We start from the raw sequence: 11,343 nt of genomic DNA on the forward strand, positions 1-11,343 counted from the left end.
ACTGACCGAAGAAAGGAACAGCGCGATGCTGCGAGGACTCACCACCGTCAACTTCTTCGCCGACGACATCACCGCCGCCCGGCGCTGGTACACCGAACTGCTCGGCCTGGAGCCGTACTTCGCCCGCCCAGCCGAGGGCACACCCGTCTATATCGAGTTCCGCATCGGCGACTACCAGCACGAACTCGGCATCATCGACAGCCGCTTCGCCCCGCCCGGCCGGTCCGGCGCGGGCGGCGCGATGATCTACTGGCACGTCGACGACCTGCAGGCCACCTTCGACCACCTGCTGTCCATGGGCGCGGCCGAGCACCAGAAGCCGACCGAGCACGGCCCCGGCTTCGTCACCGCCTCCGTGGTCGACCCCTTCGGCAACATCCTCGGCGTCATGTACAACAAGCACTACCTGGAGGTCGTCGAATCGTGAACACCTTCTTCGCGAGCACCGTCACCGACTGGCGGGCCTGGCTGGCCCAGAACATCCGGGCCAACCACCCCGGAACCCGGGAGGCACGCGCAGCCGGGCGCTAACCCTGGTTGGTCAGCAGCAACCAGGCGCCGATGCCGATCATGGCGGCGCCGGACAGGCGGCCGATCAGGCGGGCGGCGGCGGGGCGCCCGTGCAGGAGGGTTCGGGTCAGCTGGCCGACGCCGGCGTAGAACAGGCCGCAGGTGGCCATGAACGCCAGGCCCAGCACGCCGATCTGGGCGGCGATCGGCCAGGCGGCGCGCGGGTCGGTGAACTGGGGGAGCAGGGCCAGGAAGATCAGCAGCCCTTTGGGGTTGAGGCCGCTGACGCCGACCCCGCGCAGGAAGATGTTCCAGTCGGTGCCGGCCGGGTCTTCGGCCGTGGCGGCGGGTACGGCGAGGCGGGCGAAGGTCGTCACGCCGTGCCAGATCAGATAGAGCCCCCCGATCAACGTGAGACCGGTCAGGACGGCCGGATTCGCGGCGACCAGCGCGCCGACGCCGGCCGCGACGACGAGGGTGACCGCGGCGTACCCGGCGACCAGCCCGCTCACCGCCGGATACACCGACCGGCCGCGCAGCCCCGCGCTGATGGTGAACGCCCAGTCGGCGCCCGGCACCACGATGAGCAGGAGGGCGACCACCCAGAAGGCGAGTACGGAACTGACGGCCATGAACGGAACAATAGGGTCGATCAGCCCAAAAGTGCTTCCAACTTTCACCCCGCCAGAGCGCCAGGATGGAAGAATCTTCCACATGGACTCGATCGACCGGAAGATTCTTGCTGTCCTCCAGGAGGACGGCCGCCTGACCATCACCGAACTGGCGGCGCGGGTGGGCCTGAGCGTCTCGCCGTGCCACCGCCGCCTGCGGGAACTGGAGCGCAACGGGACGATCCGCGGCTACCGGGCGATCGTGGACGCCACGGCGGTCGGCCTGACCTTCCAGGCGCTGGTGTTCGTCACCATGCGCCAGGAGGACCGCGAGACGCTGCTGGGGTTCGAGGAGCAGGTGGCCCGGGTGCCGGAGGTGGTCCAGGCGCAGCGGCTGTTCGGCGATCCGGACTACCTGCTTCGCATCGTCACCGCCGATCTCACCGCCTACCAGGAACTGGAGGACGACGTCCTGTCCGCGCTGCCGGGCGTGCAGCGGCTGAACTCCACCCTGGTGATGAAACACGTGGTGCACGACCGGCCGCTGCCCACCTGAACCATGTCCGATATGTCCGGTAACGTGAATAGGAACCGGCTCGCTCACCGGAGGGAGTATCCCGATGGCTGTGCAGACCGACCACGTCGCCGACGTCGCGTACGAGGTCCATCGGCTGATCGTCGACACGGGCGCGTCGTTCGACGAGTTCCGGGAGAGATACGAACGCGCGGTCCCGGCCCTGGACACGGCGCTGTTCGAGCGGCTGATGCGGGACGAGGCCGACTGGGGGACCGTGCTCGGCGCCACCGCCGCGAATGCCCCGCATGGCTTCATCATCTACTGGAGCTTCGACAACACCGCCCTGCTCCGCCTGGCCGGCGACCGCTGGCGCAGCGTGCAGTACCTGATGGGCAACCACACGATCGCCGAGCGCATGTTCCGCCACGACCCGGCCGTCATGCTCTACGCGCCGCTGCGCACCACGATCTGCGAGGACGGGGACGGGGTTACCCGTTTCATCATCGACCAGCCCAGCACCCACTTCGGCGGCTTCGGCCGCGCCGAGATCTCCGCCGTCGGGGTCGAACTGGACCGGGAGGTCGCCGCGCTGCTGGAATACCTGGGCACGCCCGTGCCCGAACAGCTCACCTCCAGCACCTGCTGAATGAGTAGCCGGGTACTCATGTGCCGCACCGATGGGAGATAGATCCTCTAGAAGACTTCTGGAGGATAAATGCCATCAAAGATGACTCTGGGTGTGCTGGCCGCCACGACCACCCTCATTCTCGGCGGCGGAGCCGCGTACGCGGCAGTGGTGGCCGGCGAGTTCCACGGCTGCGTCGGCAAGCTGACCGGGAGCCTGCGGATGATCGACCCCGCCAGGAACCAGCGCTGCCTGGCCCTGGAGAACCCGATCACCTGGAATCAGTCCGGCCCGGCGGGCGCCCAGGGTCCGACCGGCCCGGCGGGTCCCGAGGGGCCGCGGGGCCCGGCCGGTGCGGCGGCGGGCGTGCCCGTCGTACGGAAGGGCGAAACGGTGCGGATCGAACCGAGCGACACCGGCCACACCGGTGACGCGGTGGCCCGCTGCAAGCCCGGCGAGGTCGCCACCGGTGGCGGTTTCAACGGAGTCGTCGCGACCGAGTGGGTCTTCAACATGTCCTCCCCGGCCATCTCCCACGACGGCGGCCAGCGCGTCGCGTCCGAGGGAGACCAGGCCGACGCGTGGTGGATCACCGCCAGGCCGCTGTACACCTCATCCGAAATCCACGCGTACGTCATCTGCGTGAAGGTCTGAACCTGACGGCCCCGGACGGAAGTCCGGGGCCGGCCCCTGTTTCAGATCGAGCCGGGCGGCCCGGGGAGGACCAGGTCGAAGGTGCCCTGGGCCGAATAGGTGGCGGGTAGTTTGCGCGCCTTGCCGGTCTGCACATCCACCGCATAGGAGGTGATCGTCTGGTACGGCGGATCCTCTGAGGGCCCGATGTCGTCGTTGGGAACGTCCGGCCCCGGTTTCGTACACGCCGGGAGGGGCATCGCGACAGCGGTGATCTCAGTCGGGCTCAGCCAGCCGCGCAGGAAGACTCTGTGGGTATTCATCGGCACGCCCCGCAGGGCGACCTTGCGCAGAACCTTCCCGGTCGTCACGTCGAACTGGACCAGCGGCGCCGGCACGCAACTGTCGGTCATCGTGAGCCGGTTCTCCAGCGCCGCGATCATCGTCCGGCCGGGCGCCGGCGGACCCAGAAGATAGCTCCCGCGGATGTCGACCGTGGAGCTGTTGCCCGCGGTGGCGGTCGTCCACAGCCGGGTCATCGTCCGCAGCCGCGACTTCGGCGAGTAGTCCATCAAGGTGATGGCGCTGCCGTCCGCGGACAGGCCCACCGGGACCCAGCCGTTGGGCAGCGGGCGTGTCATCTGCTCCCGCAGGTCGATGAGCATGGCCGGGTCGTCCAGGGCGGGCTTCTTGGTGAAGGCCAGGAATCGGCCGTCGTCGGACAGCAGCAGGCGCGGGACCGAGCCCAGCCAGGCCGGCGGAATCCTGACCGGCGCCACCGTCTCCGCCCCGGAGGCCAGATCCCTGACCTGGAAGGTCCGCGATTTCGTCAGATAGTAGGCGATCTTGCGCCCGTCCGTGGTGATGGCCACCGTGCCGTTCCCCGCCGCCGCGCTGAGGTGGTAGGTCTGCCCGTCCTGCGTGACCACCCGCCACCGCCCGTCCCGGCAGTCGTCCGGGGTCTTCCCGCTGACCGGATGGCAGAAGGTCCGGTACGCGTGACTCAACGGCCCGACCCCCTTCGCGGGTAACTCGGACACCTTCTCCGGCTTGTTCGGCGCGGCGGGCCGCTCGGTCTCGACCGGCAGCAGCCGGACCGTCGCCGTCGCGCCGACCACCACGACGACGACCGTGGCCGCCGCGATGAGCGCGGCGCTGGTCCGGCGCCGGCGTTCGTGCATTCTGAGCGCCTCCTCGGCGAGATCCACCCGAGGGGCCTCACCCGCGATGTCATCGAGTACCCCCCGCAGCCAGGTCATCGGCGTGCCTCCTCAATCTCGGTCCGGCTCTCCAGCTCGGCGAACTTGGGCGCCAACTCGGGGGCGAGTTCGCGCAGCCGCGCGAGCGCGTCGTGGGTCTGGCTCTTGACCGTTCCCAGGGAGCAGCCGAGCAGGTCGGCGGTCTCCCGTTCGGTACGGTCCTCGTAGAAGCGCAGGACGATCACCGCGCGTTGCCGGGGCGCGAGCCGCATCAGCGCCTGCCGTACGACGATCCGCGCGACGGTGCGATCCTCGACCCAGTACGTGCCGTCCTGAGGCGGGTCCGCGCTCGGTAACTCGCCCGTCCTCAGCCGTCGCCGCCAGGAGATGTGCTGGTTGAGCAGCGCCTTCCGCGCGTACGCCTCCGGGTGGTCCAGCCGGACCACCTTCGGCCATCGCCCGACCAGCCTGGCCAGGACGCTCTGCAGCAGGTCCTCGGCCAGGTGGGCATCGCCCGTGAGCAGGTAGGCCGTACGCATCAGCGACTGCTGATGCTTGTCCACGAACTCACGAAAGCTGTCATTGCGATTCACCCTGTCTCCTCTCGCCCGTTACAACGCCGCAGGCGAGCAGAAGGGTTGGGTTGGCCCGACAGCGGGACCTTTGCCGGTCCCTGCCCTGCTGCGGGGTTTGCCTGATCCGCGCTGAAGGGCAGTCACATGATGAGTTGTCGATCGACCTTCCGAAAGGCGCTGGACGACGCCGCATTCCCCCGTATTCACGCCGCGGGAGGACGCCGATGAGCCAAGTGTGGGTCATTTGGGTCGGGGGCTGCTGGGGGGGACTACTCGTGATGGCCTTCGCCTTGATCGGGGAAACGGTGACGCCGAAGCGGTTCGCCGGTATTTTCGCCGCCGCTCCCGCTGTGGCCATCGCCGGGATGACCGTCACGGTGCTGCACGACGGCGACCGTGTTCCTGGCCTTTCCCGCCATCCTGGCCGCCACGCTGACCCTCATCGAGAAGGAGGAGCACCGGCGTGGTCCGGCCGCCCAGGACGCCCGGGGCGCGATGCTGGGCGCGGCGGGGATGATCGCCTTCGCCGGGTGCGTCTGGGCGCTGGCCGGCCGACTGCCCGCTCCGCTCGTCCTGGCGATCGCCGGCACGGCGTGGACGATCATCGCCGCCGCGTTGTATCTGGCAGTCGGCACTCGTGGCCGAGGCTGACCCGGTTTCGGGTCAGGCCTGCTTGCGGCCGCGAGCCGCGCCGGCCCTCGGCCTGGTGGGTGCCCGCTTCGGGGCCGGCCTGGCCATCTTGGCGTCGGCCGCCTGGGCCCTGGCCGTCTTGGCGGCGGCGGCTCGGGCCGGCTTCGCGTCGGCGGCCGGGGTCGGCTTGGTGGTCTTGACGGCGGCTCTGGCGTGGGATGCGACCATCGTTCCAATCCCGATCGCGGCCGCGATGGGCCATTCGATCACGCCGAGGACGGCGAGCGCGCCCAGTCCGCCGTAGTAGACGATCCGCTCCGACGTGGGCATCATCGACTTCGCCGTACGCATCGCCTGCTGGGCCTCCGCCTTGCCCGGGTGCGGCAGCTGCATGTGCGGCCGGTGCACCTGAAGGCTCATCATCGGCAGGTTCACCTCGAACAGGTCGTCCTGGGACTGCTTGTCCAAGGTCTTCTTGGTTTCGGTGACAGTCATAGATCCCTTCCTCCCCCATCTATTCAGGGACGGGGACACGTGCGGGGGACTCCCCGTCCATGTTCGGGCGTGCCCCCACAGGAACTTCGATCTTTTCGATCATTCCCCGCCCAACCAGGCAGAAGCATGATCATCATGGTTTTTGATGCCATATATGCCGAAATGTCAGGGTTCAATGACTCTGACGGCCCGGCCAGGCCATCAACCCAGAGGTCACTGAAAGTTCACCGGATGTACAAAGCGTGAAGTTTGTGCTGGTAAGGGTGGATTATGGTAGAAAATGGTAAATCATCTGTGGAGGTACCAATGCCCGCTTTTCTCAGTTCGTTGCTCACCAAGGCGGCCGTCCTCGCCGTCGAGGCGCTCGTCGCCCACCTGATCAGGGTCGTGATCCAGGTCGCCGTACGGCGGCTCACCCCCCAGGGTGGATTCGCCACCGCCTGATGTCCGCTTCAAGGCCATGGGTGACAAGTGTCATCATTGCGTTAACTCTGACGGTTTCGTGCCGGGTCGACCGCCCCGCTGATCACCACACGGCTAACATCAGAGCCTGAATCCTCCCCCCGAAACGGCGTCTGGCGTCTATTGGGGGATCACGGCATGTTCGGGCAGATACTGACTCTGGCCACCGGAATGATTAGATCTTTCCCGGTTCCTGGGCTGGTCCGGGGCGAAACCGGCAAGATCGCGGAGACTCTCGCGGCGCCAAGCCGACGATCCCGGCGGCGTACCTGGCCGGCCGGGACGAGCGGTCTCTGCGTCGAGGTGCGGGGATTGCACCTGCCCGGCATGGAGGCCGCGGCCGAGACCCTCGAACGACGTCTCGCGAAGATCCACGGAGTGACGCGGACCGAGGTCAACCGGTCGCTCGGATACGTCTACCTGGCGGGCGAGGCGCTCGACGAGGACGATCTGATCTCGTTGATCGAGGAGACCGAGAGCGAGCACGATCTTGGCTCCGCGCCGTACGCCAGCGGGGTGACCCTGCCGGACGTGCCCGCGGCCAAGCTCGGATTCGGGGTACGGCTGGCCGGGCTCGGCGTGTCGGCGGCCGGCCGGGTGACCGGGCTACGGGGGCTGCCGCCGGCCGTACCCCTGCTGGTCTCGCTGGCCGACTCCTACCCGTGGCTGCGGAACCTGGTGGCCGAGCGGCTCGACGAGCCCTCCGCCGACGCCCTGTTCGGGATCTCGACCACCCTCGCCAATGTGCTGTCGTTCCGCCCCCTGGGCCAGCTCATCGACACCGCCGGCGCCGGCCTGCTGCTGGCCGAGTCCCGTGCCCACCACCACGCCTGGACCAGGGCGGCCGGCACCGGCTCACACCGGTCCCAGCCATGCGTACGGCTCCAGCGCCCGGTCCCGCTCCCGCCCGGCCCGATCGAGCGCTACTGCGACCGGGCCGTACCCCTCGGGCTGGGGGCCTACGGACTGACCGCCGCCCTCGGCCGCTTCCGGGGCCGCGAACTGGCCCTGCTGGCGGCTGCCGCGCCGAAGGCCGCGCGGCTGGGCCGAGACGCCTTCGGCGCCGAACTCGGCCGCGGCCTGGCCGGGCGGGACGTGCTGGTGCTCAACCACCGCGCGCTGCGCCGCCTGGACCGGATCGACACCGTGGTCGTCGACGCGGACGCGCTGATGTCCGGACGCTGGACGATCCACCACATCGAGGCGGCCGAGAGGCCGGACCTCGACGCCGCCGAAGTGCACGCGGTCGCCCACGAACTGGTCGACCCGGCCGATCCATGGCAGCGGCGCGAGCAGGCGGCCTGGACCGTCGAGCCGGACGGCAAGGCCGACGGCACGCTCACCCTCACCCGGGACGGGCGCCCCGTCGCCCAGGTGACCATGATCGCCGAGCTGCATCCGCTGGCCAGGCCGCTGATCGAGGCGGCCGAATCGGCGGGCACCGTCCTGCTGGCCGGCGGGCCGCAGGACGTGGGGCGCCGCCTCGGCGTGGCCGGCGCCGTGGCCGGCGGCCGGCGGCTCGCCGCGGAGGTGCGCGCGCTCCAGGTGGCCGGGCACGGCGTCGCGGTCGTCTCCGCCGCGGGCAAGGCGGCCCTGGCCGCCGCGGACCTGGGCATCGGCATCGAGTCGGGGCAGCGCCGCCGCTGGACCGCCGATGTGAGCTGCGACCTGGCCGGAGCGGTGCTGCTGGTCGGCGCGGCCGGCGCGGCCAGGACCACCAGCAGGCGCAGCGCCCAGCTCGCGTTCGCCGGCTCCTGCTGCGCGGTGCTGCTGGCGCTGGCGACGCCCGTCGACGGGCGCTCGGCCTACGCGACGGTCAACCTGGCGGCCGGAATCGCCCTCGGGGTGGGCCTGTGGACGGCCCGGACCACGCTGCGCCGTCCCGCGCCGATCCCGGAGGACCCCACCGCCTGGCACGCCATGCCCGTACGGGCCGTGCTCGACCGCCTGCGCACCACCCCGCAGGGGCTCGCCGAGGGCGAGGCCGAACGCCGCCGGGTCGCCGCCCCGGCCACCGAGGCCCGTCCGGGGCTGTTCCGGGCGTTCTGCGAGGAGCTGGCCAATCCGCTCACGCCGGTCCTGGCGGCCGGGGCGGGCGTGTCTGCCGTGGTGGGCTCGGTGGCGGACGCCGCGCTCATCGGGGGCGTGCTCGGCGTGAACGCGCTGATCGGCGGCATGCAGCGGCAGGGCGCCGATCGCGCGCTGGACGACCTGCTGGCCGCCACCGCCGTACGGACCCGGCTCCGCCGCGAGGACAGGATGCTGGAGACCGAGGCGGAGAACCTGGTCCCCGGGGACGTGATCGAACTGGTGGCGGGCGACGCCGTACCGGCCGACTGCCGCCTGATTCAGGCCGACAACCTGGAGGTGGACGAATCCTCCCTGACCGGGGAGTCGCTGCCGGTGCTCAAGACCGCCCAGCCGGTGGCCGCCCAGTCCGTGGCCGACCGGCGGTCCATGGTGTACCAGGGGACGACCGTCGCCGCCGGATCCGCGATCTGCGTGGTCGTGGCCGTCGGGGCGGCGACCGAGGCGGGACGCAGCGCCCGGACGGCCGCGGAGGGCCCGCCGACCGGCGGGGTGGAGGCCCGGCTGCGCGAGCTCACCCAGCGCATCCTGCCGTTGTCGGTCGGCGCGGGGGGCGTGCTGATCCTGCTGAACCTGCTGCGCGGGCAGACACTCGGCCCGGCGCTGGGGCAGGCGGTGAGCCTGGCGGTGGCCGCGGTGCCGGAGGGGCTGCCGTTCGTCGCCTCGGTGGCCGAGCTGGCGTCGGCGAAACGGCTGTCCAAGCGCGGGGTGCTGGTACGCAATCCCGGCACGATCGAGACGCTGGGCCGGGTGGACGTGCTGTGCTTCGACAAGACCGGCACCCTCACCGAGGGGCGCATCCGGTTGCGCAGGGTCAGTGACGGGCGGGTCGAGTGCCCGGTCAGCCGGCTCTCCCCTGAGCTGCTCCGCGTGCTGGTCACGGCCGTACGGGCCTGCCCGACGCCCGGGGAGGCGCTGCCGCACCCGACCGACCGGGCCGTGGTGGACGGCGCGGCCCGCGCCGACGTCGGCACCGGCGACTGGCGGCTGGTAGACGAGCTGCCGTTCGAACCCGGACGCGGCTACCACGCCGCGCTCGGCCAGGCCCCCGGCGGCCAGCTGCTGAGCGTGAAGGGCGCGCCCGAGATCGTGCTGGAGCGGTGCGCGCGCTGGCTGATCGACGGCGCCGAGCAGCCGCTGGAGGACAAGACCCGCGAAGAGCTCTACCAGCAGGTGGATCGCCTGGCCCGCCAGGGCTACCGGGTGCTCGCCGTCGCCGAGCGGCCCGCCTCCGACCGCCGCGACCTGGACGAGGCGCGCATCGACGGCCTGACCATGCTCGGCCTGGTCGCCCTGGCCGATCCGGTCCGGGCCACCGCCGCGCTGGGGGTCGCCCGCCTGCAGCAGGCCGGGGTACGGCACGTCATCGTCACCGGGGACCACCCCAGCACCGCCGAGGCGATCGCCGCCGAGCTCAACGCGCTCAACGGCGGGCGGATCCTGACCGGCGCCGAACTCGACGCGCTCCAGGACCGGGAGCTGGCCGCGGTGCTGCCGCACGTCGCGGTGTTCGCCCGGACCACCCCCGCCCAGAAGGCACGCATCGTCAAGGCGTTCCGCGACAGCGGCCGGGTGGTCGCGGTCACCGGCGACGGCGCCAACGACGCCCCGGCCATCCGCCTCGCCGACGTGGGCATCGCCCTGGGCGCGGACGCGACGCCGGCCGCCCGCGGCGCGGCCGACGTGGTGGTGACCGACGACCGGATCGAGACCATCACCGACGCGATCGCCGAGGGCCGCGCCATGTGGACCTCGGTGCGCGACGCCCTGGCCATCCTGCTCGGCGGGAACCTCGGCGAGGTCGCCTACACCGTCGGAGCGGGCGCCCTGGGCGGCGCGGCGGCCCTGAACGCCCGCCAGCTGCTGCTGATCAACCTGCTCACCGACATGCTGCCCGCGCTGGCGGTGGCGGTGCGGCCCCCGGCCGGGACCAGCGCCGAGCAGCTGCTCGCCGAAGGCCCCGAGTCGTCCCTGGGCGAGCCGCTGGGCCGCGACATCGTGCTCCGCGCGGGCGTCACCGCCGCGGCGGCCACCCTCGCCGCCCTGCTGGACGGCATGACCGGCCCGCGCTGGAACACCAGCACGATCGCCCTGGTCGCGCTGGTGTCGGCGCAGCTGATGCAGACGATGGCGGTGAGCCGCGGCGACCGCACCGTCCTGGCCGCGGCCGCCGTCTCGCTGGCCGGTCTCGGGCTGATCGTCTCCATTCCCGGGGTGAGCACCGTGTTCGGCTGCCGGCCCATCGGGCCGCTGGGCTGGCTGATCGCCCTGGGCAGCGCCACGGCCGCCACCGCGACCGGCCTGGCGCTGGCAGAGCATCAGAAGGCTCTCCCGATCAAGGCCTAGCCGACGAAGAACCCGGGGGTCCGCTGCTTCCAGGGCGTCGCCTGTTCCAGTTGGGCGGCGACCTGGAAGAGCAGGTCCTCACGGCCGTACCCGGCGATGAGCTGCACGCCGATCGGGAGTCCGCTCTGGCTGTGGCCCAGCGGCAGGCTGATCGCCGGGTGGCCGGAGACGTTGAACACCATGGTGAACGGGCCGTACTCGAACAGCGAGTCCAGCCACGAACGCAGGGTGTGGCCGGGGTCGTCGTAGCGCAGCGTGCCGTGCGGCGCGGGCAGCTGCCCGAGGGTCGGGGTGACCAGCAGGTCGTGTCCGGTGAAGAATCCGGCCACCGAGCGGGTCACCCGGTTCTGGGCGTCGAATCCGGCCATCATGTCGAGCGCGGTGTACTCGCCCGCCACCCGCAGCAGCTCCCGGGAGACCGCCTCCAGCGCGGCCGGGTCGGGTTGCCGGGGCGCCCTTAACATCAGCGAGCCGATCGCGACTCCCTCCATGACCGTGCTCGCCAGCACGTCCTCCCAGTCGAGTTCGGGCCGGGAGGTGGTGACGGTGTGGCCGAGCCGCTCCAGCGTGCCCGCGGCCTGGATGGTCGCGGCGGCCACTTCGCCGTCCACGCCCACCCCCGACCAGGGCTCGGTGGTCACCGCGATCCGCA

At 71.2% G+C, this 11,343-nt stretch carries 12 protein-coding genes and 1 pseudogene; 8 read left to right on the forward strand and 5 right to left on the reverse strand.

Translation table 11 applies throughout. The annotated features are described in order from the left end of the window. Positions 1-25 precede the first annotated feature (25 nt). Complete coding sequence (locus Acor_RS35485) at positions 26-427, forward strand: VOC family protein (RefSeq protein WP_155341152.1); 402 nt, start codon at positions 26-28, stop codon at positions 425-427. A 100-nt stretch (positions 428-527) separates the two neighbouring features. On the opposite strand, the gene Acor_RS35490 is transcribed toward Acor_RS35485, so the two are convergent. Further along, positions 528-1,142 carry a LysE family translocator gene (locus Acor_RS35490; protein ID WP_155341153.1) on the reverse strand — a complete coding sequence of 205 codons (615 nt, stop codon included), beginning with the start codon at positions 1,140-1,142 and terminating at the stop codon, positions 528-530. 82 nt (positions 1,143-1,224) lie between these two features. Between Acor_RS35490 and Acor_RS35495 the strand changes: the two genes are divergently transcribed. The 3 genes from Acor_RS35495 to Acor_RS42865 all read left to right on the forward strand — a co-directional run bounded on the left by Acor_RS35495 (position 1,225) and on the right by Acor_RS42865 (position 2,917). Further along, positions 1,225-1,677, forward strand: coding sequence for an Lrp/AsnC family transcriptional regulator (locus tag Acor_RS35495; protein ID WP_155341154.1), 453 nt, complete (start codon positions 1,225-1,227; stop codon positions 1,675-1,677). Between the two features lie 64 nt (positions 1,678-1,741). Further along, positions 1,742-2,284 carry a DUF302 domain-containing protein gene (locus Acor_RS35500; RefSeq protein ID WP_155341155.1) on the forward strand — a complete coding sequence of 181 codons (543 nt, stop codon included), beginning with the start codon at positions 1,742-1,744 and terminating at the stop codon, positions 2,282-2,284. 69 nt (positions 2,285-2,353) lie between these two features. Beyond that, on the forward strand, positions 2,354-2,917 hold the full coding sequence (locus tag Acor_RS42865; protein ID WP_174876240.1) for a collagen-like protein: 564 nt from the start codon (positions 2,354-2,356) through the stop codon (positions 2,915-2,917). A gap of 41 nt (positions 2,918-2,958) precedes the next feature. Here Acor_RS42865 and Acor_RS35510 read toward each other — a convergent pair whose 3' ends face one another. Then, positions 2,959-4,155 (reverse strand): hypothetical protein, encoded by a 1,197-nt coding sequence (locus Acor_RS35510; RefSeq protein WP_155341156.1) that lies wholly within the window; start codon positions 4,153-4,155, stop codon positions 2,959-2,961. Then, on the reverse strand, positions 4,152-4,688 hold the full coding sequence (locus Acor_RS35515) for a SigE family RNA polymerase sigma factor (protein ID WP_155341157.1): 537 nt from the start codon (positions 4,686-4,688) through the stop codon (positions 4,152-4,154). Before Acor_RS35515 ends, Acor_RS35510 begins: the two co-directional genes overlap by 4 nt. A gap of 260 nt (positions 4,689-4,948) precedes the next feature. On the opposite strand from Acor_RS35515, the pseudogene Acor_RS46525 reads away from it, so the two are divergent. Both Acor_RS46525 and Acor_RS45045 read left to right on the forward strand, forming a co-directional pair. Next, a pseudogene (locus Acor_RS46525) lies at positions 4,949-5,008 on the forward strand (hypothetical protein); the annotation flags it as partial. 58 nt (positions 5,009-5,066) lie between these two features. Next, positions 5,067-5,321 carry a hypothetical protein gene (locus tag Acor_RS45045; protein WP_155341158.1) on the forward strand — a complete coding sequence of 85 codons (255 nt, stop codon included), beginning with the start codon at positions 5,067-5,069 and terminating at the stop codon, positions 5,319-5,321. A gap of 12 nt (positions 5,322-5,333) precedes the next feature. Here the strand turns inward: Acor_RS45045 and Acor_RS45050 are convergent, their stop codons facing one another. Beyond that, the gene (locus tag Acor_RS45050; RefSeq protein ID WP_155341159.1) at positions 5,334-5,795 is read right to left on the reverse strand and encodes a hypothetical protein; all 462 of its coding nucleotides are present in this window, start codon (positions 5,793-5,795) and stop codon (positions 5,334-5,336) included. A gap of 306 nt (positions 5,796-6,101) precedes the next feature. On the opposite strand from Acor_RS45050, the gene Acor_RS35535 reads away from it, so the two are divergent. Both Acor_RS35535 and Acor_RS35540 read left to right on the forward strand, forming a co-directional pair. Continuing rightward, the gene (locus Acor_RS35535) at positions 6,102-6,239 is read left to right on the forward strand and encodes a hypothetical protein (RefSeq protein ID WP_155341160.1); all 138 of its coding nucleotides are present in this window, start codon (positions 6,102-6,104) and stop codon (positions 6,237-6,239) included. Positions 6,240-6,395: 156 nt separating this feature from the next. Next, positions 6,396-10,691 (forward strand): cation-translocating P-type ATPase, encoded by a 4,296-nt coding sequence (locus Acor_RS35540; protein ID WP_218034683.1) that lies wholly within the window; start codon positions 6,396-6,398, stop codon positions 10,689-10,691. Here Acor_RS35540 and Acor_RS35545 read toward each other — a convergent pair. Beyond that, positions 10,688-11,343: amidase family protein (locus tag Acor_RS35545; protein WP_246239552.1), on the reverse strand; the 656-nt coding region annotated here is incomplete at its 5' end. The genes Acor_RS35540 and Acor_RS35545 overlap by 4 nt on opposite strands.

Origin of the sequence: Acrocarpospora corrugata, from assembly GCF_009687845.1 — a bacterium.
Taxonomy (GTDB): domain Bacteria; phylum Actinomycetota; class Actinomycetes; order Streptosporangiales; family Streptosporangiaceae; genus Acrocarpospora; species Acrocarpospora corrugata.

What these genes read in the sequence shown, in the direction of transcription:
- Acor_RS35485 (WP_155341152.1), top strand. Translation starts at nt 26, where the DNA reads ATGCTGCGAGGACTCACCACCGTCAACTTCTTCGCCGACGACATCACC.
- Acor_RS35490 (WP_155341153.1), bottom strand. Translation starts at nt 1,142, where the DNA reads ATGGCCGTCAGTTCCGTACTCGCCTTCTGGGTGGTCGCCCTCCTGCTC.
- Acor_RS35495 (WP_155341154.1), top strand. Translation starts at nt 1,225, where the DNA reads ATGGACTCGATCGACCGGAAGATTCTTGCTGTCCTCCAGGAGGACGGC.
- Acor_RS35500 (WP_155341155.1), top strand. Translation starts at nt 1,742, where the DNA reads ATGGCTGTGCAGACCGACCACGTCGCCGACGTCGCGTACGAGGTCCAT.
- Acor_RS42865 (WP_174876240.1), top strand. Translation starts at nt 2,354, where the DNA reads ATGCCATCAAAGATGACTCTGGGTGTGCTGGCCGCCACGACCACCCTC.
- Acor_RS35510 (WP_155341156.1), bottom strand. Translation starts at nt 4,155, where the DNA reads ATGACCTGGCTGCGGGGGGTACTCGATGACATCGCGGGTGAGGCCCCT.
- Acor_RS45050 (WP_155341159.1), bottom strand. Translation starts at nt 5,795, where the DNA reads ATGACTGTCACCGAAACCAAGAAGACCTTGGACAAGCAGTCCCAGGAC.
- Acor_RS35535 (WP_155341160.1), top strand. Translation starts at nt 6,102, where the DNA reads ATGCCCGCTTTTCTCAGTTCGTTGCTCACCAAGGCGGCCGTCCTCGCC.
- Acor_RS35540 (WP_218034683.1), top strand. Translation starts at nt 6,396, where the DNA reads ATGTTCGGGCAGATACTGACTCTGGCCACCGGAATGATTAGATCTTTC.